This is a genomic window from Streptomyces griseofuscus (genome assembly GCF_014673495.1).
Taxonomy (GTDB): domain Bacteria; phylum Actinomycetota; class Actinomycetes; order Streptomycetales; family Streptomycetaceae; genus Streptomyces; species Streptomyces murinus.
Genome location: NZ_CP051006.1, coordinates 7585257 through 7610143 on the forward strand (window position 1 = coordinate 7585257; position 24887 = coordinate 7610143).

At 72.4% G+C, this 24887-nt stretch carries 10 protein-coding genes; 3 read left to right on the forward strand and 7 right to left on the reverse strand.

What is annotated here, in order from left to right:
• Window positions 1-171: 171 nt before the first annotated feature.
• Window positions 172-2187 (forward strand): NADPH-dependent 2,4-dienoyl-CoA reductase, encoded by a 2016-nt coding sequence (locus HEP81_RS34450; protein WP_037655771.1) that lies wholly within the window; start codon window positions 172-174, stop codon window positions 2185-2187.
• A 30-nt stretch (window positions 2188-2217) separates the two neighbouring features.
• Window positions 2218-2811 (forward strand): PadR family transcriptional regulator, encoded by a 594-nt coding sequence (locus HEP81_RS34455; protein WP_037655769.1) that lies wholly within the window; start codon window positions 2218-2220, stop codon window positions 2809-2811.
• Window positions 2812-3179: 368 nt separating this feature from the next.
• Here the strand turns inward: HEP81_RS34455 and HEP81_RS34460 are convergent, their stop codons facing one another.
• Window positions 3180-3746 (reverse strand): hypothetical protein, encoded by a 567-nt coding sequence (locus HEP81_RS34460; RefSeq protein WP_037655767.1) that lies wholly within the window; start codon window positions 3744-3746, stop codon window positions 3180-3182.
• 207 nt (window positions 3747-3953) lie between these two features.
• Window positions 3954-4931: a fibronectin type III domain-containing protein gene (locus HEP81_RS34465; protein WP_037655766.1), complete on the reverse strand. Its 978-nt coding sequence runs from the start codon at window positions 4929-4931 to the stop codon at window positions 3954-3956.
• Between the two features lie 463 nt (window positions 4932-5394).
• Here HEP81_RS34465 and HEP81_RS34470 point away from each other — a divergent pair, with 463 nt between their 5' ends.
• Window positions 5395-6267, forward strand: a complete 873-nt coding sequence (locus tag HEP81_RS34470) for a glycoside hydrolase family 75 protein (RefSeq protein ID WP_037655919.1) — start codon at window positions 5395-5397, stop codon at window positions 6265-6267.
• Window positions 6268-6295: 28 nt separating this feature from the next.
• Here HEP81_RS34470 and HEP81_RS34475 read toward each other — a convergent pair whose 3' ends face one another.
• The 5 genes from HEP81_RS34475 to HEP81_RS34495 form a co-directional block, all read right to left on the reverse strand.
• Window positions 6296-6703, reverse strand: coding sequence for a PTS-dependent dihydroxyacetone kinase phosphotransferase subunit DhaM (locus HEP81_RS34475; RefSeq protein WP_037655765.1), 408 nt, complete (start codon window positions 6701-6703; stop codon window positions 6296-6298).
• A gap of 1 nt (window position 6704) precedes the next feature.
• Complete coding sequence (gene dhaL, locus HEP81_RS34480; protein ID WP_037655764.1) at window positions 6705-7304, reverse strand: dihydroxyacetone kinase subunit DhaL; 600 nt, start codon at window positions 7302-7304, stop codon at window positions 6705-6707.
• A gap of 45 nt (window positions 7305-7349) precedes the next feature.
• Window positions 7350-8342: a dihydroxyacetone kinase subunit DhaK gene (gene dhaK / locus HEP81_RS34485; protein WP_037655763.1), complete on the reverse strand. Its 993-nt coding sequence runs from the start codon at window positions 8340-8342 to the stop codon at window positions 7350-7352.
• 205 nt (window positions 8343-8547) lie between these two features.
• Window positions 8548-24492: a WXG100-like domain-containing protein gene (locus tag HEP81_RS34490; RefSeq protein WP_190276061.1), complete on the reverse strand. Its 15945-nt coding sequence runs from the start codon at window positions 24490-24492 to the stop codon at window positions 8548-8550.
• On the reverse strand, window positions 24489-24854 hold the full coding sequence (locus tag HEP81_RS34495) for a WXG100 family type VII secretion target (protein WP_037655758.1): 366 nt from the start codon (window positions 24852-24854) through the stop codon (window positions 24489-24491). The genes HEP81_RS34490 and HEP81_RS34495 overlap by 4 nt, the downstream gene beginning before the upstream one ends.
• Window positions 24855-24887 lie beyond the last annotated feature (33 nt).

Sequence of the window (24887 nt, forward strand, 5' to 3'; positions counted from 1 at the left end):
CAGGCCCCCACGACGCCCCGGCCGGTCCCGTACCGGCCGGGGCGTACTGCTTCGGGCCGGCGGACGCGGAGGGAGGGCGGCGCCGGACACATTGTTCTGCAACTAGTTGCATAAACGAGGGTGGGTGCTCTACAACAAGATGCGACCGCATCTGTGCACGGAGGGCCTGACATGAGCCGCTACCCCCACCTGCTGACCCCGCTCGACCTGGGATTCACCACGCTGCCCAACCGGGTGCTCATGGGATCCATGCATGTGGGCCTGGAGGAGGCCGAGCGCGGCTTCGAACGGATGGCGGCCTTCTACGCCGCCCGGGCGCGCGGCGGCGTCGGACTCATCGTGACCGGGGGCATCGCGCCGAACGAGGAGGGCCGGCCGTACGAGGGCGGGGCCATGCTCACCACCGAGGCGGAGGCCGAGCGGCACCGGGTCGTCACCGAGGCCGTGCACGGCGCGGGCGGCCGCATCGCGATGCAGATCCTGCACTTCGGCCGGTACGCCTACCACCAGGAGCTGGTCGCCCCGAGCCCCCTCCAGGCGCCGATCAGCCCCTTCGTGCCCCGCGAACTCTCCGACGCCGATGTCGAGCGGACCGTCGAGGACTATGTGCGCGCCGCCCGTCTCGCCCGCCACGCCGGATACGACGGCGTCGAGATCATGGGTTCCGAGGGCTATCTGATCAACGAGTTCATCGCCGCCCGTACCAACCACCGCACCGACCGCTGGGGCGGCTCCTACGAGAACCGGATGCGCTTCCCGGTCGAGATCGTGCGCCGGGTCCGCGAGGCCGTGGGCGAGGACTTCATCATCGTCTACCGGCTGTCCATGCTGGACCTCGTCCCCGGCGGCTCCTCGCACGCCGAGGTCGTCACCCTCGCCAAGGCCGTCGAGGCGGCGGGCGCCACGATCATCAACACCGGCATCGGCTGGCACGAGGCCCGCATCCCCACCATCGCCACGTCGGTGCCGCGCGGCGCCTACACCTGGGTCACCAAGAAGCTGATGGGCCAGGTGACGATCCCCCTGGTGACCACCAACCGCATCAACACCCCCGATCTCGCCGAGGAGTTGCTGGCCGGCGGCTGTGCCGACATGGTCTCCATGGCCCGGCCGATGCTCGCCGACCCCGACTTCGTCGCCAAGGCCGCCGCCGGCACCCCCGAGGCCATCAACACCTGCATCGGCTGCAACCAGGCCTGCCTGGACCACACCTTCGGCGGCAAGCTCACCTCCTGCCTGGTCAACCCGCGCGCCTGCCACGAGACCGAGCTGGTGCTCGCCCCGACCCGCACGAAGAAGCGCGTCGCCGTGGTCGGCGCCGGACCCGCCGGACTCGCCTGCGCCGTCAGCGCCGCCGAACGCGGCCACGAGGTCACCCTGTTCGACGCCGCGAGCGAGATCGGCGGGCAGCTCAACGTCGCCCGCAAGGTCCCCGGCAAGCAGGAGTTCGACGAGACGCTGCGCTACTTCCGCCATCAGCTCGACACCCACGGGGTCGCCGTACGACTCGGCACCTGGGTCGGCGCCGAGGATCTGGCCGGCTACGACGAGGTGGTCGTCGCCACCGGTGTCACCCCGCGCACCCCCGACATCCCGGGCGTCGACCACCCCCGGGTGCTCGGCTACCTCGATGTGCTGCGCGACGGCGCCCCCGTGGGCGAGCGGGTGGCCGTCCTCGGCGCCGGAGGTATCGGCTTCGATGTCGCCGAGTTCCTCACCGACGGCGGCGACAAGGCGAGCGAGAACCCGGAGACGTACTTCCGCAACTGGGGCGTCGACATGGAGTACACCGCGCCCGGCGGGCTCACCGAGCCGCGCCGCCCGGCCCCGCCGCGCCAGGTCCATCTGCTCCAGCGCAAGACCACCAAGGTCGGCGCCGGGCTCGGCAAGACCACCGGCTGGATCCACCGCACCGAGCTGAAGCACCGCGGCGTCACCATGGTCCCGGGCGTGCGCTACGACCGGATCGACGACGCGGGGCTGCACATCACCGTCGGCGAGCAGAGCACGGTCCTGGAGGTCGACACGGTCGTCCTGTGCACCGGTCAGGAGCCGCGCCGCGAGCTGTACGAGGCGCTGGTCGCCGCAGGGCGCAGCGTCCATCTGATCGGCGGCGCGGACGTGGCGGCCGAGCTGGACGCCAAGCGCGCCATCAAGCAGGGCACCGAGGTGGCGGCGGCGCTGTAGGCCCCCGCGGGGGATCCCTAGGATGAGCCCATGTCACTCCCGCACGCGATCCTCACCGCCCTGCTGGAAAAGCCGTCGTCGGGGCTGGAGCTGACCCGCCGGTTCGACAAGTCGATCGGCTACTTCTGGTCCGCGACGCATCAGCAGATCTATCGCGAGCTGGGGAAGCTGGAGGGCGAGGGGCTGATCCGGGCGCTGCCGAACGCGCAGCCGTCCCGCGGGCAGAAGAAGAGTTACGAGGTCCTGCCCGCGGGCCGAGCCGAACTGGCCCGCTGGGCGGCCGCCGGGCAGGACCCCAAGCCGCTGCGGGACACGCTTCTGCTGCGGCTGCGCGCCTCGGCGGTGGTCGGCACGGCCGGTCTCGAAGCGGAGCTGCGCCGCCATCTGGAGCTGCATCAGCGGCAGTTGGCCGAGTACGAGGGGATCGAGAAGCGCGACTTCCCGCCCGGCCGGGACGCCCCCGAGGACCGGCTGCGCCACCTGGTGCTGCGGGCCGGCATCGATCTGGAGACCTTCTGGACCCAGTGGCTCACCCACGCCCTCACCGAGTTCGCAGACCTACCGGCCCCCCAGGCCGACTCCGGACAGTCCGAAGCGACGCCGCCCGGGGCCGGGCAGTCCTAGACGGCGCCGCCCGAGGAGACACCGGTCACAGCCGTGGGGCCCGGAGGCGGGCGGGCCGGAGCCGAGCCGCCGAAAGCAGTGCCGCCCCGGGCTGCGGGGCCCGGAGTCGTGCGGCCCGGAAGCGCCTGGCCTGAAGCCGGGCCGTTCGGCGTCGGGCGGTGGCAAGTGGCGCGGCGTGACGCCGCATCGGCCGGAGCCGAGCCGCCTGAAGCCGCACCGGTCGGAGTCGTGCGGACCGGAGACGGATCGCCGGAACCCGAGCCGACCGGAGCGGTGCCGCCCGAACGCGAGCGGGTCTGGGGGCGGGGCCGCGCGGAGTCGGGTTCGGCGAGATTCCGCCGGTCGGGGCCCGGCGCCCCCGGAGGGGTTCAGTGGCGGGACGGCTTCGTGCGGCGGCGCAGGCACCAGGCGGCTGTGACGGCACCCGCGCCCACCAGCGCCGCGCCGGCGCCGAGTGTCAGTGGGCCGTAGTCGCGGACGGCGCCGCCGAGCCCGCCGTTCACGCCCCGGTTCGGCGCCGGTCTGGTCGTCGACGTGGTCGTACCCGGCCTGGAGGTCGCCGCGAGGGTCGGCGAGGAACCGGCGGACACGATCACCGACTGGCTGCCCGCCGTGCTGCCGCTGGAGCAGACCACCACCACGGTGTACGTCCCCGGGCTCACCTTGGACCAGGCCGCGGACTGGCTGATCGTGGTGCCCGACAGGGCCACCTGGCGGCCCTGCGCGAAGTTCGCCTGGCTGCTGGTGAGCAGGGCCGCGGTGCCCCAGCTGCCGTTGATCTGGGTGCATGCGCTGGTGACCACGGAGACGCTGGATCCCGTGGTGCTGACGGAGATGCCGGAGACCGCGGCCGAGGGCGCCGCGAGCACGGCCGGGAGCACGGCGGCGGCCGCCAGGGTCGGAGCGAAGCGGAGCATGGATATGGAGTTGCGCATCGGGGCCTCCGGCGGCACGGCCGGCGGTACGTCCCATGCGCCGCCCAGGGTCGGGGAACATCCGTGCTGCCTGGTCAGCAGCCAACGCGGCCCCGGCGCCCCCCGCACCCCGGCGGCACCCGGCCGGGTGACGGCACCCCACGCCCGGCGCAGGCCGCGCCCCGCCGGGATGCGCCGGACGGTGACCTGTGGTCAGGGGCGCGCGGGTCAGCGCCCCGTCGTCACCGTGCGCTCCGCCGACCAGCCGCCCCAGGTGCCGTCCGGCAGCCGGGCCCGCAGCCGCACCCGGTGCTCCTCCTGGGCCGTACGGCCCAGGTAGAAGCTGTAGCGGGCCCGGCCGCGCGGCGGGGTGCCGCCCCACTCCAGCGAGGTCGTGGTGGCGTCGTCCAGCCGGATCGAGTACTCGGTGATCACCCCGTCGGTGTCCGGCGGGTCCCAGGCCAGGTCGAGATAGTAGGCGCCGTCCGTGCGATGGGTCGCGGCGGTGAAGCCGGTCGGCGCGGTGGCCCGGCCGTCGTCGGTGCCCGGCGTGGTCAGGCGCACCGGAGCGCCGGCGGGGGAGAGGTTGTCGGCCGCGTCCCGGGCCCGCACCGTGAACACATACCGGGTGCCGGGGCGCAGCCCGGTGACCACGGTCGAGGTCTGCGCCCCGCCGACGCTGTGGATCCGCACGCCGCCCTGCTCGATGTCGTACGACACCACGCCCCGGTCGTCCCGTGCGGCGCCCCACGCCAGTTGGACCTCGCGGCTGCCGACGGGGTGTCCGGTGAGGATGCCGGGGCGGGTCGGCGGCGAGCGGTCGGCCGCGACCCGGGCGGGGGTGCGGGCCCGTACCGTCCGGCTCGGCGGTCCCAGGCGCCCGGCCTGGTCCCGGGCGCGCACGGTGAAGGAGTAGGTGGTGGAGGGGCTGAGCCCGATGACGTCCACCATGCGCTCGGCGCCGGGCACTTCGGCCGCCTTGGCGCCGCCCCGGTAGACCTCGTAGGAGCGGATGCCCTGGCCCTCGTCGGGCACCGCGTTCCACATCACATGCACGGTGGTGGCGCTGCCGGCCTGGGCGGTGACCCCGGTGGGGGCGCCCGGCATCCGGCCCTCGTCGCCGTCGTCGGCACGGCTCGGACCGCAGGACGCGAGGAGCAGCAGGGCCCCGGCGACCAGCACGAGCGGAAGGGGAACGCGTCGCACGGTTCTGCCTCCACGGCTGTTCGGCATTCGATGACGAGTTCGACATCGACGGGTCCCGGCAATGGTCCGGACCAATATGGCCCGGCCGGTGCGCCCACGGCAAGGGGCCGTTGCGGAGCGCGCCCGGAAGTTACGTATGCTGAACCTCCCTACGGCTGAACTACCCTCGAGAGCAGGGGAGTTCATGCCCTGGCGCGGAAACGCTGTCGTCGCCGGATCCGCGCCGGCGCGGGCGGCCGGGGGGTCTGGACCGAGGCCGGTCCGGGTCCCCGGCCCCTGTTGCCCACGCACACCCTCTTCCGTTTATGCGCTTTGTGCACCAAATGCCGAAAATATTCCCTCATGGGTTGTCAGAAGCGTGCTCCATCCGGTCGCTTCGGGGTGGCCCCGGCGGACGGCTGTCCGGGCCGCGGATCACAGTGGCCTGGACATGTCCCCGAGGAGAGGGTTCCTCATCGTGCGTGTGCGTGTCCCGACGTTGACGCTGGCCGCGGCCGGCGTCGCCCTGATCGCCCCCGCCACGCTGCCCGGCGCCGCCGCGGCCCTTCCGCCCGAGGCGCGGACCGCGGCCCATGGCGAGGGCGCCGGTGCCGATCCGGGCTCCGGACGCGGCGCCGGCCCGGCGCCCGCCGCCGGCAGAGACGTTCCTGCGGTGGCGCGCCCCGAACGGGGCGCCACCACCCCGAGCCGGGGCAGGACCACCACCGCCCCGCCCCGCACGGCGGCCGGGACCGCCCAGGACCGTGCCGAGGGCGCCGTGACCGCCGCCGATCTGCTGGCCAAGGTGGGCACCTGTGCCGAGATCTCCAGCGGCCGCTACCGCACCGACGCGAACAGCCCCGCGACCGTGCCCGTCTGCGGCGCCCGGGGTGCCGTCTTCTGGAAGGCCGACCTCGACATCGACTGCGACGGCCAGGCGACGGTCCACTGCAACGGCCAGGCCGACCCGCTGTACTCGCCCAGCACCGCCTATGTGCAGTCCGACGGGCAGCCGCTGAACGCGGAGACCCTGCCCTATATCGTCGTACCGGCCGCGAGCAGCCGCTGGAGCCCCGGCGCGAGCGGGGTACGGGGCGGCTCCGTCGCCGCCGTCGTCTACCAGGACCGGGTGCAGTACGCGGTCGTCGGCGACACCGGCCCGAGCGACCTCATCGGCGAGGCCTCCTACGCCACCGCGCGGGGCCTCGGCATCAGCTCCGGCCCCAGCGACGGCGGGGTGCCCTCCGGGGTCACCTACATCGTCTTCAAGGACTCCGTGGCGGACCCCATCGAGGACCACCAGGCGGCTGTGTCGACGGGGGAGCGGCTGGCCCGGCAGTTCGTGGCCGACAACTGACCAGCCGCATCGGCGTCCTGACGAACCATCACACCTTGCGGTAGTCGTACGCCTCCGTGGCGGCGGCCTCCACCGCGGCCAGGTCGGCGCCCGTGGAGGCCGTCACCACCGCGGCCACCGCCCCTTCCAGGAAGGGCGCGTCCACCAGCCGGGTGTCCTCGGGCAGTTCGTCCTCGGCGAGCAGCGCCTTCACCGTCAGTACGGCGCTGCCGAGATCGGTGAGGACCGCCACCCCGGCACCCCGGTCGACGGAGGCCGCCGCGGCGGAGATCAGCTCGGCGCTGGTGCCGAGCCCGCCGCCCTCCGTACCGCCGGCGGGGGCCACCGGCACCGCGGCGGCGCCGCCCGCGAGCCCCTTGGCCAGGGCCACGACCGAGGCGGCCACCTCCGCGCTGTGCGACACCAGTACGATCCCGACCAGCTTCGCCTCGCTCACGTCAGCCCTCCGCCGTCTCGGCCAGCGCGGCCATCAGCAGCGCCGACGACGTGGCCCCCGGGTCCTGGTGCCCGATGCTGCGCTCGCCCAGGTAGCTCGCCCGGCCCTTGTGGGCCAGCAGCGGGACGGTCGCCTCCGCGCCCTGCTCGGCGGCGGCCCGGGCGGCGGCGAAACCGTCGCCGAGCGCGTCGACGGCCGGCAGCAGGGCATCGACCATCGTCTTGTCGCCCGCGGCCGCCCCGCCGAGCTTCATCACCCCCTGCACCCCCGTCCGCAGCGCCTCGGCCAACTGATCCTCGGTGACCTCCGGGTCCTCCCCGAGCGCCTTGCCGGTGCGGCGCAGCAACGTGCCGTACAGCGGCCCCGAGGCGCCGCCGACCGTCGAGATCAGCAGGCGCCCGGCGAGCATCAGCACGGCGCCCGGGGTGCCCGGCGTCTCCTTGTCCAGCTCCGCCTGCACGGCCGTGAACCCGCGCCGCATGTTGCTGCCGTGATCGGCGTCCCCGATGGCCGCGTCGAGGGCGGTGAGCCGTTCCGCCTCGCGGTCGACGGACGCGGCGGTCGCCGTCATCCAACGGCGGAAGAAGTCGGCGTCGAGCACTGGACCTCCAAGCATAGTAAGGGCGTTGAGACGTGTACCGCCGTATCACATCCCCCAGCGCAATGCCGGGGTGCGCACCGGCGCGTCCCACAACCCGAGCATCTCCTCGTCGACCTGGCACAGCGTCACCGAGGCGCCGGCCATGTCCAGGGACGTGACGTAGTTGCCGACCAGGGTGCGGACCACGGCGACCCCGCGCTCGGCCAGCACCCGCTGCACCTCGGCGTTGAAGCCGTACAGCTCCAGCAGCGGAGTGGCGCCCATGCCGTTGACCAGCAGGAGCACCGGATTGTGCGGGGGCATGTCCTCCAGGATCGCGTGCACCGCGAAGTCCGCTATCTCCCCGGAGGTCATCATCGGCCGCCGCTCCCGGCCCGGCTCGCCGTGGATGCCGATGCCCAACTCCAGCTCCCCGTCGGGGAGATCGAAGGTGGGGCTGCCCTTCGCCGGGGTGGTGACGGCGCTCAGCGCCACGCCGAAGCTGCGGGAGTTCTCGTTGACCCGGCGGGCCATCGCCTCCACCTGCTCCAGCGGCCGGCCCTCGGCCGCGGCGGCGCCCGCGATCTTCTCCACGAACAGCGTCGCGCCGGTGCCGCGCCGGCCGGCCGTGAAGAGGCTGTCGGTGACCGCCACGTCATCGTTCACCAGCACCTTGGCGACCTGTATGCCCTCGTCCTCGGCCAGCTCCGCCGCCATGTCGAAGTTGAGCACGTCACCCGTGTAGTTCTTCACCACGAACAGCACCCCGGCGCCGCTGTCCACGGCGGCCGCCGCGCGCACCATCTGGTCCGGCACCGGTGAGGTGAACACCTCACCCGGACAGGCGGCGGAGAGCATGCCGGGACCGACGAACCCGCCGTGCAGCGGCTCATGCCCCGACCCGCCACCGGAGACCAGGGCGACCTGTCCGTGCACCGGGGCGTCCCGGCGGACGATCACCCGGTTCTCCACGTCCACCGTCAGATCCGGATGCGCGGCGGCCATCCCGCGCAGCGCGTCCGCCACGACGGTCTCCGGCACGTTGATCAACATCTTCATGCCCGTCTCCCAGAAAGCTCAGCAGGTGGTCCCTGACCGGCGTTCTCCCTGCTCAGGCCGGGTGGGACCAGATAGGTGGTCGGAGCCTTGCACCTCAGTATCGACCTTGTGGCCGTGAAGGTCATGTGCGCTGCGGCATTCTGCCCGGCCGCGCACCGCCCGAACCGGCCCCGGCGGGGCGTGTCGTGGCGCGGAACGGGCGCGCTCACCGCGCGTCACCGCCCCCCGGCCGGGGCAGCTCGACCACGACGAACGCCTGCCGGCGCGCGGCCCCCGAGTCCGGGCCCGAGGGCGCCCCGGGGGGCGGTGCGTTGCCCTCGGAACGGGTGGTGACCTCGATGTCCGCCAGGAGCGTGACGGTCTCCCCGTCGACCTGGAGCCGCGCCAGATGGACCGCGAGCGCCGAGCGGAACACCTCCGCCACCCCGTCCGCGCGCGCCTGCCCCCGCCGCAGCGCCTCACCGAAGTGGGGAAGGCCGCCGCGCATCCCGTTGGCGTGGCCGACGACCACCACCCGGGGCGGCGGGAAACCCGCACGCGTGTTCGCCACCGACGCCCACGCCACCTCGGCGGCCAGCCGGTGCACCGTCTCCCGCTGCCCTCCCGTCAGCTCCGCCGAGCCGCCCGCGAACTCGACCCCGCCGATGGTGAGGCGTTCGCTGCGGTACGACGACGGGGGCGCCGAGGCCGGCTGGGGGGCCGGGGCGGGCGCCGGGGCCGTGGCCGGGTGGTGCGGTCGTGCCGACGGAGAGTCCGTCGGCTGAGGCGGTTGCTCCGCGGTCCGGTGCTGCGTCTGGGGCGCCCGGGGTGCTCGGGGTGCCGCCTCGGACGAGGGCGGGGTCGTGGTGGTGCCGGCGGTGGTGTCCTCCGGCCGGGGATCGCGCACCGCGACCGTGGTCCGGCGGCCCTGTTCCCGGTCGCCGCCCGGCGTGGGGTGCTCGGTGGAGACCGCGACCGGGAAGTCGGCCGCGGTCAGCCGCCGCTGCGCGATGCCGTGCTGGTAGTTGATGAGATACCGGTCGAGCCGGTCCCGCAGCTCCCCGTGCACGGCCTCGGCCCGCTGCCGCGCGGCCTCGGGCAGGACTCCGCCGAGCGTGGGACGGCGGGCGTTGCCGCGCCCGGTCACGGTGATCCGGGGCAGCGGCAGACCGTTGTGGTGGTTCCACAGCCCGGTCCGGGTCGCCAGCTCGGCCACGTAGTTGAGCTTGCGGCCCTCCTCCCTGCTGATCTGCCGCGAGCCCTCACGGAACCCGATGTCCACCTGCGGAAGCCGGTGGCCGTGCACGATGACGGAGGTCAGCGGGTTGGCCTCGGCCGACGGCTCGTTCGTCAGCAGGTCCGCGCTGACCTCGTGCATGGACTCGCCGGGCCGCTGGGAGAACATCCGGAAGTGCCACAGGTCGCTGCCCTTGGCCAGCTCCGACGCCTGCTTCATGCGCGCCTCGGCCACCTTGACCGCCTTCTCGTACGCGGCGTCGGCGGCCACAGCCTCGGGGCTGCCCTCGGTGGTCGCGTTCCGGGCCTCCCGCGCGTCCACCGCCCTGGCGAGCGCGTCCGCGAGGGCCAGATGCCGCTCCAGCCGCTTGACCTGTGCCTCGTCGGCGGCGCTCCGGCGCGCGCTCTCCAGCTCCCCGCCGATGGCCTCGTGCAGCTTGTGGAAGCCGTCCGGGGTGGCGTGCCGCAGGTTGCGGGCCACGGCCGACTTCACGATCGAGGCGACATGGGCGCGGCGGGCGAAGTTCTCCAGCGTGATCTGGTGCCTGCCGTCCTCGCTGCCGAGCACCACGGCGGCGAAGTGGTAGCCGAAGTGGCTGTGGTCCTGCTCGCCGGGCTTGGCGTAGTTGTGCGCCAGGCTCGGCAGGCCGTCCGCGTCGAGGGCGTTGATCGAGTGCACCAGATACGCCTCGCCGACCTTCGCCCAGGCGTGCTCGTTGATGCCGATCTCGCGCGCCGCGTCCGACAGGTTGTCGCGGCGCGGATTGTCCAGCGGGTCGTAACTCAGCGCGCTGCCGTAGGACTTGCCCGGCGTGGGGCCGTCGCTCTCGGCGATGAACCGGTCGTCCCGGCGCACCTGCTGGGCCGCCCATGCCGGATCCAGCGCCTCGGGCCGCTGACCGTCGGCCACCAGGGTGAGGGACTCGGCGAGGTGGTGGATGCCGGTGACCTCGGTACGGCCCAGGGCGTTGATCGGTGCCTTGGCGAGCCCGGTGCCGTCGGGGCCCCGGAAGATCACGTGCGAGGCGGCGACATTGCCGGAGACCATCTGGGCGAAGTCCCGGCAGATCTCCTCCTCCGACTTCCCGGACCGGGTGAGGAACTGCGGGACGACCCGCACCAGTTCGCGATGGCCGCCGTGGCCGTCGCCGACCCGCAGCTTCATCCCGTCGGGCTTCAGCCGCACCAGGCTGCCCGCGAGGGCGAGTTGGTGGTTGGCCGACTCGATCGCCTTCGGGGAGGCGAACACCTGCTGCCCGTAACCGCCTTGGCGGTGCGCCAGCGAGAGGTCACCCGACACATGGAGCGGCGGATGCTCGCTCACCGGGGTCTGCCGGTGGCCCTGCGTCGGCACGATCAGCCGCGGCACGTCACCGGAGCCCCGGTCGTAGTCGAAGCCGGTCTGCTGCATGCCGGTCGGCTCTTCGAACAGCGTCGTGCCGGGTTCGGCGCCGGTCACCTCGTAGTCGCTGGTCGTCAGCGGGCGGGCGCGCAGCCGGTCCAGCAGGTTCGCCGGGGTCAGGGGCGAGGTGTGCTCGCCCGGGTGCGGAAGCAGCTTGGCCGCGTAGTCGGGGCCGCCCGGGTCGGGCTCCGGGGTGGCGGAGTCGAACAGGTCAAGCGGTCCGCGCGCGCTGCCCAGATGCAGCGACCAGCCGCCGTCGCCGCCGCGCAGATCGAGGCGTTCGGCGCCGGTGCGCCAGTCGAGCGTGGGACGCACCTCGGCGCCGGTCGACCACACCGCCGTACCGGCCCGGTCCGCCACGAGCTGCGCGAGCCCCTGGTCCTGCGCGTGCGAGACCAGCAGCAGGATGTCCTGGTCGGGACCGCGCAGCGGGTCGCGGGCGACGAGCTCGGCGAACTCCGCAGGGCCGGACACCTGGATCGTCCGGCCGTCCACCCGCACGGACAGGCCGTCCCGCGGCGAGCCCAGGGCGGTGACCACGTACGGCTCCCGCCAGGGCGCCGCGTGCTCGGCGGCCGTCCCGTCCGGGCCGGACACCGTGTAGCTCGTCAGGTCCGGGGGCACCGCCCGCGCCCCCGTCCAGTCCCGGCCGGTGACCTGTCCCGAGGCGTCGACCAGCGCGGTGTGGTGGTCGAGTGCGCCGTGCTCGGTGGCCAGGTAGTGCGCGCCGAGCGCGGCGGCGTCCCGCGTCGCCTCGGGTCCGGCGTGCGCGGTGAGGGCCAGCAGATACCGGTAGTCGCCCGCGCTCGGCGGCCCGTCCAGATGGAGGACCTGTTCGGTCAGCAGCTCCAGATGCGGCCGGTGCTCCGCGTCCGGCGCGGGGTGTGCCAGTTCCATCGACTGGAGGGTGAGCAGGGCGTCATGGGCGCGGTCGTACGACTCCTGGTCGAGCGTCTCGCCGTACAGCCCGTCCAGCCACTCGTACTCGCGCCGGCGCTCCAGCGTGTACTCCTGGAGGATGTCCGACCAGTCGAGATCCTCCTCGTCGCGGTGCTCCCCGGAGTCCTCGGACCGCGGCATGCGCGGGTCCTGGGCGGTGTGCTCCTCCCCGGAGCCCCGGTCGGGGTCGGTCACCGGATCGACCCAGACATGCCGCCGGGTCACGGGCTCGGCGTCCGTACGGGCCTGCTGCCAGCGCGGGTCCCGCTCCGGCGCGGCGCTGTGCGGCTGTTCGCCGCCGGTGTGCACGACGGACTCGGGTACGTCGCCGACGAGCGCCCCGAGCAGCTGGAGGTGGCGGCCGCGCAGCCCGCCCTGAGCGAGGCCGTGCGGCGCGGGCTGGTGGAAGTCGCCGAGCAGACTGCCTGCCACCTGTGCCCGGCCCGGGCCCTCGCCGTCCTCGCGGTACTCGTCGCGCAGCCCGAGCTGGTGGCCCAGCTCATGGGCGTAGGCGACCGGTTCGGCGTCCGGCCACCAGGTGCGCTGGTCCATCGGACGGTCGTGGTCCGCGAGGTCGACCACCAGGTGGGGGTCGGAGTCCGCCGGCACCCGCTCCACCGTCACATGCAGCAGGCTTCCGTCGGGGAGGCGGTGGCCGGGGCGGTTGTAGAACTCCTCGGCGCCTTGCTGGAGCCGGTGCCAGGCGGTGTCCGGGTCATGGCCCGAGCCGTCCCGGAAGGCGACGCGCACGGTCAGATCGGTGACCAAGGTGTCGCCGACGCGGAACGCGCGGGCGTCGAAGGCGGAGCGGACCACGAAGCGGGGCGCCCGGTCGAGGGGGCGGCGCGGGGCGGTGGTCGTGGACGCGGTTGCCGTGGGCGCTTTCGGGGCCTTCGGCGCGGCCTCGTCGGTCAGCGGCGGCTTGGCCTTCGGCGGCACGGTCGTGGTGTTCCGGTCGGCGGTGCGCGTCGGGACGCGGCTGGCGTCGTAGTGGTTGTGGCCGTTGTAGTACACGTCGACCGTACGGCCGCCGCCCTGCGGCCCGACCGCGCTCAGCTGGGCCGTGCCGCCGCCCTCGGTCGGCTGGAAGGTGCGCAGCCGGATGCCGAGGGTGTGGGCGACGAGTCCGGGGAACATCTCGCCCGCGTCGGTGTTCCACGCGTCGTTGCCCGGCACCCAGTTCTGCACGGCCCGGATGAGCACCTGGTGTTCGGCCGAGGTGAGCGGCTGGCGCAGCGCGGTGTCCACGACGGCGCCGACCAGGCGGTCATGGCTGTCGAGGTAGTCCAGGCTCAACGGGCCGGAACGGGCGGTGATGTACGCGAACTGGGCATGCGGGGCGAGGGCGGTGTCACCCAGCTCCCAGCGGCCCTGCTCGCCCGTCGTCTCGGGCACCTCGGCGGCGGCGCGGTCGGCGGCGTCCTGCGGGGAGAGTTGATGGGGTGGAACCGTCAACTCCTGGGCGCGCGCATCGACATAGAGGGTGCGCAGCGCCTGCGGGCTGAGCCAGTCGTGCGAGACGACGTGGTGCACGCCGGCGTCGTGCAGCCGCTGCTGCAACTGCTCGAAGGACTCGCCCTGGAGCGTCTGCCGCAGTTGGCTCTCCTGGCTGCGGCGGTACAACTGCGTGACGTCGAACGGCAGATCCTGTGGACGGGAGGACCGCACCCGGTCCAGCACCATCTGGTGCAGATTGCGGGCGGCCCGGCCCAGCGGGCTGTCGGCGCCGACGCGGCCACGCTGGGTGCGGATCTGGTGGACGAGGGCCTCGTGCTGGGTGCGCGCGTGATCGGTCGTACCGCCGTGCAAAGCGCTCGGCCAGTGCTCGGGCGGGGTGCTCGAGAGGACGGAGTACAGCAGGCAGCGACCGTCACCGGGGACGGGGACACGGGGCTGGGGCGGCGCTTCGGAGGTGTGGTCCTCGGCGGTGTGGTCCAGCTGGGTGTGCTCCTGCCGGCTGTGTTCCTGCTCGGTGTGGTCCTTCGGCGTGGGGGGCTTGAGGGGCTGGGCCGTCTCGTCGGTGGACTTGGGGCCCTCGGACTTCTCCGTGGCGAGCGTGGCGGACTCGTGCGTATCGGCCGGCTTGTGCGTCGTGTCCTGCTGCCCGGTCGCCTCGGGCGCCTTCACCGGCTCGGTCTTGGTGGTCGTGGTCGCGTCGGTGGCCTTCGTGTCGTCCTTGGACGTGGCGGTGTCCTTCGACGCGTTGGCGTCCGTGGACGTCGTGGTGTCCGTGGACGTGTCCGTGGCCGTCGTCGTGGTCGCGTCCTCGGTCTTCTTCGCCGTCCAGTAGTAGACGTGTCCGTCCGTGTGCGCCGTGTTCCCGTACGTGCCGCTCTCGTCGTACTTCTGTGTGCTCAGCCGGACCGGCTGGCGCATCAGCACCTGGGCACCCTTGACCGTGGCCTTGCCCGGTTCGGTGGCGGTCTTGCCGTGCGGCAGGACCGGGGGCGCGAGGGTGCGGTTCGGGACGCCCGGGGCGCGGGTCACCGGGGAAGCGCTCTCGAAGGTCTGGTCGCGGTCCAGCTTCAGGGCGTTGGTGGGGATCGGGACGATCACGCTCGGGTTCTTGGTGGTCACGGGCACGGCCAGCGGCGTCAGGCTCGCGTTGAGGCCGTTGCTCGCGGTCGCGGCCGACTCGTGCTCGGTGGACACGGTGATCTCGTCGCTGCCGTCGTCCCGGGTGGAGATCTCCACCGCGTCCCCGGTCGGCTCGAGCCGCACTTCGACACCGGTCCTGCCGTCGCTGCCGAGCGGCACCGTGCGATAGCCGCTCCCGGGGTCCTTCAGCTGGTGGAAGACCGTGGGCAGGGTGCCCGAGCCCAGGGCCCGGCGCAGTGAGAACTGCTGCTCCAGCGGCAGGCGTTGCTCGCTGACCAGAGGGTGGGAGGCGTCGAGACGGGGATCGGACACGAAGGAGCCGAGCAGCTTGGTCGCCGCCTCGGGCGTCATCGCCCCGGCCCAGTGGCCGATCGTGGTCGCGGCGGAGCCCAGGCCCCAGGAGAGGGCCGCACCCGTCTTGCCCAGCACCCCGTCGCCCCACGGCCGGGGCGTGCTGAGCACCGTCTGCGCCTGGTCGTACAGCCCGCTGTGGTTGTCGAAGCCCACCAGGTCGTGGGCGGACTCCAGTGATGCCTGCCAGCGCTCCCGGTCCGCCTTGGGGACGACGGGCCGCAGCTCGACGGTGGCGCCGCCGTCGAGGACCTGCTGCTCCTTCGGCGGCTGCTGTTGCTGCTGTTCCTCCGGGTGGGCGGCCGCCTGTTCGGCGGTCTCCGTCAGGGACTTGGGTACATCGACGTGCACCCGCCAGGTCGGCTCCACGGGGCGCGGCTTGACGAGGTTCACGAAGCGCCCGTACTCGGTACGCCGGGTCACGGTGACCTCGAAGCGCATACGGTTGCCGAACCGCACCGTGTCGCCGAACTTCGACGTCTTGTGCTCGACCTTGGTGGTGACCCCGGTCTCGGCGCTCTTGCTCCGGCTGCCCTCTGCGCCCCCGGACGGCGCCCAAGCCGCGCTGCCCAGGCCGGACTTGTTCTCCTCGGCCTTGACGGCGGCGGCGTCCTCGCCGGGCTTGGGCTTGACCACCGGGGCGTAGGAGATACGGAAGTTGCCGTCGGCGCCCAGCGACCAGTTGTGGCCCGCGCTGCCCTTGACGGTCTCGGTGAGGCCGACCTTGCGGGTGGTGTCCCCGGTGGAGTGGTCGCCCTCGTCGGTCCACTCGTCCCGCGGGACGCCCCGCACCAGGACCTCGGTGATCACCCGCTGGGTGCGGGACTCCTGTACGTGGTAGTCGAGGATGCCCCGGCCCACCAGGTCCTCGTAGTTGGCCGACAGGTTCTCCGGCGAGAAGGTGTCGGCGAACGGCAGCGCGCTCTCGGGCACGTCGGACACCTGGTCGAGGCCGCGGATCTGCCGGTCGATCTCGCCGAGGATCTCGTCGGAGCGGGGGATCTCGGCGGTGGCGCCGCCCAGCAACCCCTTGGTCAGCAGCGGGGCTTGGCGGGTCCCGGTGGTGTCCGGTGCCTTCGAGGCGTCCGCGCCGAGCCGCCGTACGTCGTCGTCGGAGAGCAGCACCAGCACCCGGTGCTTGCTCTGCTGCGGATCCCCGAGGGTGATCTTCCCCTTGGCGTCGGTGACCCGGCCCTGGACGGTGACGTCGGCGTCGGCCTCGTACAGGTGCCAGGTGCCCTTGTAGGCGGCCTTGCGCGAGGTCGTCATCTTCTGCTTGATGTTCTCGCCGCTGTTCTGCCCGGCGCCGCCCTTGCCCTTGAAGCCACCGCGCACCTGGAGGGAGGCGTCGGGGCTGTCCTTGAACGGGAAGCGGCCGGCGTCGAAGCCCAGGCCCGCCTTGAACGCCCGGGTGTTCTTGTCGGCGACCGCCGTGGACACGCTGGACTTGGTCTCGATCTCCAGCTTGCCCTCGCCGGGCAGCGTCTCGCGGAAGTGGAGATTGCTCAGCCTGGTGCGCGTCGACAGCCCGACGGTGTCGCGGTTGCGGCCCGAACCGACCTGCTCGTCACCGCTGTTGGCCCAGCCGCTGTGCGAGGCGGAGACCAGGGACCGCAGATGGTCCACGTCGGTGAGCCCGTCCAGAGCGTCCTTCAGCTCGGGCACCCGGGTGTGCTCCTGCGACGTCCCGGCCTTCTTCTGGAAGGCGCTGTTCAGGGACTGCTCGGCCGTGGTCCGGAAGCCGTCGGACGCGGTGACATGGCGGATCGCGTGCCGCTGAGGCAGCACCTCCACCTTGGGGATGGAGGCGGGGGGCGGGTTGTCGCTCGCCTTCGCCTCACGCGCGACCTCGACGGTGAGATGACCGCCGGGCCGTACCTGCTTGATGTGCTGCATGTGCGGGGACGGCGCGATCGTGGACAGATGCGTGGTCGGCCGCTTCGGGTCCTCCACACCGACCATGACGTGGTACGTCACCGAGTGGGCGTAGGTGTCGGTGTCCGCCTCCAGGGAGAACTGCCGTTTCACCTCCGTCTCGGCGCCCATGGTGAGCCCGTGCGAGGGGTTGTGGGCGGTGATGTCGAGGCTGCCGATGGTGAAGCCCCGGGTGACATCCGGGTGGTCGAGCGAACTGCGCACGTTTCCGGCGAGGTTGACGACGTGCTTGGTGCTGCGGGTGACGGACTTGTCGGCCCCGGTGGTCCGGGTGGTCACCGCCTTCGTGGTCGACTTCCCGGAGCCCAGATGGTCGCCCTTGCCGGGCTCGGCCTTGATGAGGATCTCATGCGTGGTGCCCGAACGCCCTGGCAGATGAGGGCTCTTGAGGGTGATCCGGTAGCTGCCGTCCAGCAGCTTGGAGCCGTCGCCGCGCAACCGGGAGGGCGCGAGCTGCTGCCGCAGCGCGCGCAGGTTCTCCCACGCCTCGGGGGTGACGCGGGGGTGGCCCGCGGCGTCGCTGGGGGGACGGATCGCCTCCGGGGGCGGCAGTACACCGGGATGGTCCTGGTGCATCTCCCGCACGATGTGGTCCTCCAGCTCCGTGGAGCCGGGGACGTCGAGGATCGTGGTGCGCGGGGCGGCGACCGGGTCGGTGAGCCGGGCGGGCTCCAGCTGCGGATGGTCACCGGTGACCTTGGGCAGCTCGTGCGGGACGGCGCGCAGCACCTCGCCGTTCTGCGGATCGATGGTGAGGACGACATCGCCGGGCGCGGGCGTCGGCTGCTTCACGGACGGCGGCGGGCTGTGGTCGCCGATCTTCGTGGTGGTGGTTGAGCGCAGCCCGTCGGGCCCCGGCCCGAAGTGGTGCCGGATGAGCTGGACCCGCAGCCGCACCTTCGTGGCGACCAGGTCGGCCTTGCCGGTGTGTTCACGGCTGGCCTCGGTGCCGATGGTGTTCTTGCCCTTGACGCCGTGGGCGAGGTTGCCGGAGCCGGTGTAGCCGGCCGTGCCGGTCAGCCAGGTGGACTCCTTGCTGCCGTCCGTCGCCTTCCACACCTCCCCCGCGGCACCGCCGCTGAGCCCCAGTGACCAGGAGCTGTTCTCGGTACGGCTCTGACCGTGCTCGCCCGAGGACTTCGCACCCAGCGTCGCCTTGTCGTCCACGGTGTGCAGGGCCCGGGAGTCGTCCGGCTCGACCGTCAGCAGCAGATGGGCCTTGCCGCCGTCGCTCAGGGTCAGCGGCTTCGACAGCAGGCCGGCGCCCGAGGCGTGCTCGAACTCGTTGATGACATTGGACGGTTGGAAGAAGTCCTCGATGTCCTGGTGCGCGGTGCCGTCGGGGCGCGCCTCGCGCGGCAGTGCCTCGTAGACGGCGTCCCGGGCCGTGTCGAGGCCGGTGACGGACACCGGATGCCCGGAGGCGGGCCGGGCGGCGTGGTTCTTGGTCTGGTCGGACTCCCAGCCCTGCCAGGCTTGCGGCCGGTCCTTGTCCAGTTCCTGCGGCCGGGGCACATCGGCGCGGACCTGCCCCTTGATCTCGCCGTCGGCGCCGGGGGCGCCGAGCCGGGTGCCCTCGTGGTCCGTGACCTTCACCTGGTAGGTGAAGTCGGAGGTGTAGCTGTCGGTCTTGCCGGTGAAGGCGAACTGGTTCGCCGTCTGCGCGGAGGACTTGACCGTGGTCTCGCGCCCGTGCGTGGCGCCGCCCAGCTTGCCGGACGGCGTGACCAGGGCGGACAGCTGGGGGTTGACGGGCCGTACGACGGTCGGCCCGAATTCGAGGCCGGCCTCGGAGGAGGTCATCTCCGTCTTGCGCGGGGCGGTCTCGTGCGTCGACTCCACGGGCACGTCGAAGCCGTCCCCGTCGTTGTCCTTCGCCGCGTCCTTCGTCGGGTCCAGCTGCCAGGCGGAGGCGGTCGCCTTCACCTCGACCTCGTACGGCTTCCCGTCCACCCGCACGGTGAAGCGCCAGCCGCCGTTGACCATCTGCCCGTGCTGCTTGCGGAAGTTGGCGGGATCCAGGGCCGCGTCCAGGCGCTGGGTGACCGAGGTGTCCTTGGAGTGGCCGCCGAGCAGGGTCTCTACCCGGGTGCGCACGGCGTTCGGACCCGGGTCCTCGGTGATCTTCTTCCCCGCGAGGCCCTGGATGTGCCGCCCGTCCAGGACGGCGTCCGGCTGCTTCTCCTCGGGTTTCGGCTCCTCGGTCTTGGGCTGCTCCTGCGCCTTCTCCGTCCAGGTGAGCTCGGCGTTCTCCTGACCGGGGCGGAAACGGAGCAACGGCTCGCCGTCCGGGCCGTGATGGGCGCCGACGATCTTGTCGAAGACGGTCTTGCTGAAGGGGGAGGGCGGGTCCCAGAACATATGGGCGCCGTGCATCACGGCGATGTCCTTGGCCTGCATCTCCTTGATCAGCGCCTCATGCTCCTTGGGCGGGATGCGGGTGCCGCCCGGGGTGGAGATGTCGAACAGGTCGTGGTCCCCGGTGATGGGCCGCCGGGCACCGTCCTCGCCGACCCCGTGCACCACGCCGTCGACCACCACGAACTTGTTCTTCTTCGCCAACAGCTCCATCTTGGCGTTGAGTTCGCGGTATTCGGTGGAGCGCTGGTTGTAGCGGGAGAGGACCTTGTCCCAGTCGCCGTCGGGCACGGTGGCCCGGTCCGGGGTCTTGGGCTTGAAGTAGCCGACGAGTCCGATGTTCTTGGGGTCGGCGCCGAGGTGGACGTCCGCCTCGCTGATCGTCTTCGCCTTGATGTCCTGCGGTTTGGCCATGGCTCCGGCGTCGAGCCACTTCGGCGCGGTGGAGTTGGTGGGGCGGACGTCGATGACGAGGTTCTTCTCGCGGGCGATCTGCCGGAAGCCCTTGAAGTTCTTCTCCGGGATGCCGTAAGTGTGCCGTGCCGTATAGGAGTTGACCTCGCCCTTCTTGAGCGGCTCGGTCCAGGTGAGTTCGGCGTGCTTGTTCTCGGGCCGGAAACGCAGCAGCGGTTCGCCGTCGGGACCCTGGTGCGAGCCCACGATCTTGTCGAAGACGGTCTTGCTGAAGGGGGAGGGCGGGTCCCAGAACATATGGGCGCCGTGCATCACGGCGATGTCCTTGGCCTGCATCTCCTTGATCAGTTCGTCGTGCTGGGGATGCGGGATGCGGGTGCCGCCCGGGGTGGAGATGTCGAACAGGTCGTGGTCGCCGGTGATGGGCCGCTGCCTGCCCTCGCCGTCGATGCCGTAGACCACGCCGTCCTTGACGGCGAACTTGTGCTCCGCCTCGTACACCGCCATCTTGGCGTTGAGTTCGCGGTATTCGGTGGAGCGCTGGTTGTAGCGGGAGAGGACCTTGTCCCAGTCGCCGTCGGGCACGGTGGCCCGGTCCGGGGTCTTGGGCTTGAAGTAGCCGACGAGTCCGATGTTCTTGGGATCGGCGCCGAGGTGGACGTCGGCCTCGTTGATGGTCTTCGCCTTGATGGCCTGGGGCTTGGCCATGGCTCCGGCGTCGAGCCACTTCGGTGCGGTCGGGTTGGTGGGGCGGACGTCGATGACGAGGTTCTTCTCGCGGGCGATCTGCCGGAAGCCCTTGAAGTTCTTCTCCGGCATGCCGTACGTCTCCCGCGCGGTGTGCGCGTCGACCTCGCCCGGCTTGGGCTCGGGCTGCCGGGTCGGGTCAGACACCGGGTCCACCCAGGCGTGCTGCCGGGGAACAGCCGGCGCCTCGGCCCGCGCCTGCTGCCAGGCCGTACCGTCCCCGGTGTCCTCGTGCCGGGGGTGCTGCCCCCCGCCCTGCTGGGCGAGCAGGTCGTCATGGCCCGTCGTCAGGGCCCCCAGGAGCTGGATATGGCGGTCGCGCAGCCCGCCGTGCGCAAGCCCGTCGTGCTCCGGGGCCCGGTGGACGTCGCCCGGCAGGCTGCCGAGGATGTGCGGGCGCTGCGGCGCGGTCTCGTCGGCGTACTCGTCGCGCAGCCCCAGCTGGTGGGAGATCTCGTGCGCGTACTCGACGGGCCGGGCGCCCGGCGCCCAGGAGCGCTGGTCCATGTCATGGCCCGCGCCCACCAGGTCGACGGTCAGATGAGGCTTGTCGTCGGGGCCGACGCGCTCCAGGGTGACATGCAGACGGTCGCCGTTGGGCAGCGTGTACCGCGGGTCGTTGAAGTAGCGCCGCACGCCCTCCTGCGCCCGGCTCCAGGTGTCGTCGGCGTCATGCGTGCCCGAACCGTCCTCCCGCAGCGCCACCCGCACGGTGAGATCGGTGTACGACGTCTCGCCCACGGTGAAGCGCCGCTGGTCGAAGCCGGAGCGCACCACATAGCGCGGGGTGCGGTCGAGCCGCATCCGGGGCGGCGGCCCCGAGGGACCGTTGACGGCGGCCTGCCGGCGCAGGTCGTCCAAGCCCTCGGCGCTGGGGGCGGGCTGCCGGGAGGGGTGGTTCAAGTCCTCCTGCGGCGGCTCCTTGTGCGCCTGGAGCCGCTGGTCCTCCTGCGACTGGTGGCGGTGCTGCTCGTGCGGCTGCTGATGGGGCTGATGTGCGGGCGACCGCTGCGGCTCGGGGGCGGGCATCGCCTGACGAGCCGTCCGGTGAACGGCGGAACTGGTGGTGTCGGTGGTGTCGGTGCTCGGGGTGTGATCCGTGGGGACCCTGAGGGCGTCGCCGTCGTCCGACGCGGGAGTGGTGTCCTCGGTGGTCCTCGTGTGCTCGTCGGTCCCGGTGGTGATCCGGTCGAGGTGGCCGGGGGACTCGGGGGTGACGGTCGGCCGGGTCAGCTCCTGCCGCAGCGCGCTCGTGCGTTCGTCGTACGTCAGATGGGTGGACAACTCCGTGCGGATGTCCTCGATCCGGCGTGACGTGTCCTCCGGGGCGCCCTCGCGGACACCGAGCAGCTGCTCGGTGTGCTGCTCCCGCAACTGCTCCAGCCGGTCGCCGAGTTCGCGCACCTCGTCCTGGCGGTCCAGCTCGCGCTGACGCAGATGCTGGTCGAGCTTGTCGAGGGCCGCCCTGGCCTCGGCCTCGGTCGCCGCCTCCTGGGCGCGGTGGCGCAGCTCGGCGGCGCGGGGATCGTCCTCGCCGTTGTGCAGGGCTTCGAGGCGCTCGCGCAGCTCGCGCTCGGAGGGGCGGTGGGGGGTGTCCGACTTCAGCCGGTCCAGGCGCTGTTGGAGCCGCTGGTCCGCCCGGTACTCGTGGAGGGCGCGCAGCGCCTGGTCGGCCTCCTGCGGGGTGGCCGCGCGGTCCACCTGCTCGCGCAGCTCGCGCTCGTGCTCGTCCGCGCCGTCGTTGAGGGCGTCCAGGCGCCGGCGGAGATCGGCGTCGCTGCCCGGCGTCGGGGGCCGGTCGGGCGTCGGCTCGTCCGACTTGAGGTGATCGAGGCGCTGTTGCAGCCGCTGGTCCTCGCGGTGCTGCTCCAGCTCGTGCAGGGCCTGGTTCGCCTCGTCCGGGGTGCGGGCGTTGTCGAGGCGTTCGTGGAGGGCGGTGGTCTCGGGGTCGGGGGTGGACCGCAACTGGACCAGCCGGTCGTGCAGTTCGGCGTCCCGACGCGTCGAGTCCAGCTGTTCGCGCAGCCGGTCGGCGGTGGGCCGGTCGGTGGTCAGGGCGAGCCGCTGCCGCAGGTCCTCGACGTCCCGGTGGAAGGGGCGCGGGGCGTCGTCGCCGGTCAGCGCCGCGGCGGGGACATGGCTCTCGACGTACGACGAGTACTCGTTGAGCCTGCTGTCCAGCAGCTCGGAGTCCCCGGAGCGATGGGCCTGTTCGACCGCGTCGACCTTGCTCTGCCATTCCTCCCTGGACCCGGTGAAGTCGGTCAGCCGGTCGAAGCCGCCCTGCGCGTGCGCGTGGAAGGCGTCGTAGCGCTGATGGGCGGCCCGCGTCTCGACATGGGCGCGGAAGTCCGACAGATGCTCCCCGGCGCGCTGCCAGTCGCCGGACGCGGCGGCCTTGTGCACGGCACCGGTGTACGCCGAGCGGTCGGCCTCGGACATCCCGGCGGCCCGCGCGGCACGGTCCAGGTCCGACACCCGCTGCCGGATGCCGGCGTCGGGCGCGACGGGCCGGGCCGTCGGGGGCGCCGGCGCCTGGTGGAGCGGGTTCGGGTCATGGGTGGGCACGACGACGGAGTCGAGCTGGTGCAGCTGCTCGGTGACATGCGCGTCGGGGGCCGTGGACTCGGTGTCCACGTGCGGGGTCGTACCGGGCTCGTGCCGGGGGACGTCAGGGAAGGAGGGCGTGTGCTCGGTCGTCGGGGACGGGTGCGGTCCGGTGGTCGTGGGGGACTGGTGCTGCTCGGTGGTGGTCGGCGAAGCGGTCGGGGAGTGGTTCTGCCCGCCGGTGGTCGGTGTCTGGTGCTCTCCGCCGGTCGTGGGAGACCCGTTCTGCCCGCCGGTCGTCGGGGCCTGGTTCTGGCCGGTGGGCGACTGGGCGCGGGGTGCCCGGGGGGCGACCTCGTCCTGGCCGAAGTCCGTCGTGGGGGAGCGGTGGGAGGTGGTGGAGCTGGTCGAGCGGGTGGGGCCGGTCGAGTTGGTGGAGCCGGTGGTCCGGGTGGCGCCGGTCGACGTGGTGGAGCCCGTTGAATGAGTGGATTCGGCGGACTCGGTGGACTCGGTGGATTCCGTGGAGACGTGCGGGGTCGTGGCCGTCTTCTGGGTGGCGCCGGTGCCCTGGCCCTCGGACTCGGTGACCGTGGCATGCGGGGAGGTGTGCGCCGTACTGTCGCCGCTCTCCTCTCCGCTACGACTGCCACCCGTGGCCGGCGACTTGACGGAACCGGTGCCGCCCCCCGTGCCCGCGCCCTTGTCGCCGAGGCCCTTGGTGTCGAAGTCCTCCATGCCGGGCGCATGCGGCCCTTCGCCGTCGAAGGGGAGCTTCGGCAGGTGCAGGTCGGGCTCGGACGGGAGATGGATGTCGGGCGTGTGGACCTCGGTGTGCTCGCCCCCGCCGAACCTGCGCTTGCCCCCGCCGCCGCCCATCGCGCCGATGATGCCCGAGGTCAGCGCGGAGCCCATGTCGTTCTCGCCGCCGAAGATCTCGGACATCACCTCGGTGGTGACGATGCTGGACGCTCCGCCGATGAGGCCCTTGCCGATCAGCGAGGACGCGAACTTCGGCGCGAAGGCCGAGCCCGCCCCGGAGAAGATCCCGCCGATCGCGCCGCCGATCGCGCCGCCCTCCAGGGCCTGGAGCGTGGCGGCGGTGTCCCACTTGGTGCGGTCGCCCTTGAGGAACTGGATCCCCTGGATCACCGCGTCCATGCCCACCATGAACCCGACACCGGTGGCGATCGAGATCAGCAGCCGCTTCAGCAGCATCTTGACGATCGCCCGCACACCGGTGACCAGGACCGGGATCGCCTCCGGCGCCCAGAAGGCGAGTTCGGCGATCTCCACCGCCAGCCACACCAGCTGGGCGATGATCATGTACTTGGCGTACTCGACCTGCAACCCCGTGTTCCGGCCCAGCTCGCCCAACTGCCCGGCCGCTTCGGCCATGTCGGGGATGTTGGACTTCAACTGCTGGGTGAAGGCGGTGAACTCGTCGGCGACCTGGCCGCCGACACTGTGCAGCACACCGCTGGTCGCCGGGTCGATCTCCCGGCTGATGGCGGTCAGTTGGCGCGCGGCGTCGTCCCACGCCGCGCCCAGGCTGCGCAGTTTGTCCTCGTCACCCTTGGGCCAGTCCTGTCCGACGGCCAGCTTGGCGACCCAGTCCAGTTCCGGGGGCAGTTCGATGCTCATGACTTGGTGTTCTTCACCCGTGTCTCGGTGGGCTGGACCTCGGTGGTGTGCAACCGCCGGGTCGCCTCGACGTTCTGGTCCTCCATGCGTTCGAGATTGACGGCCATCGTGCGGATGCCGTCGTGCATGCTGTCGACCAGCTGGCCCATCTGCCCGGTGCTGTCGATGATCTGCTTGTGGGGCGTGGCGTACTGCTCGTAGAACTGCCGCCCGGTCGCGTCCTCGCCCCAGCACTCGCCCAGCTCGGAAAGCCGTCCCTCCAGGCTCTTGCCGATGTCCCGGAACCGCGCCGCGAGCTGCTGCACATACGGCAGCTGGTTGCGCAGCCCGGCGGTGTCGACGTAGAACTCGCCGTCAGCCATGCGTTCCTCCCTTGATCCCGTGGTCGTGATGGG

Coding starts and splice junctions, on each gene's coding strand:
- HEP81_RS34450 (WP_037655771.1), top strand. CDS start 172: ATGAGCCGCTACCCCCACCTGCTGACCCCGCTCGACCTGGGATTCACC.
- HEP81_RS34455 (WP_037655769.1), top strand. CDS start 2,218: ATGTCACTCCCGCACGCGATCCTCACCGCCCTGCTGGAAAAGCCGTCG.
- HEP81_RS34460 (WP_037655767.1), bottom strand. CDS start 3,746: ATGCGCAACTCCATATCCATGCTCCGCTTCGCTCCGACCCTGGCGGCC.
- HEP81_RS34495 (WP_037655758.1), bottom strand. CDS start 24,854: ATGGCTGACGGCGAGTTCTACGTCGACACCGCCGGGCTGCGCAACCAG.
- HEP81_RS34490 (WP_190276061.1), bottom strand. CDS start 24,492: ATGAGCATCGAACTGCCCCCGGAACTGGACTGGGTCGCCAAGCTGGCC.
- dhaK (WP_037655763.1), bottom strand. CDS start 8,342: ATGAAGATGTTGATCAACGTGCCGGAGACCGTCGTGGCGGACGCGCTG.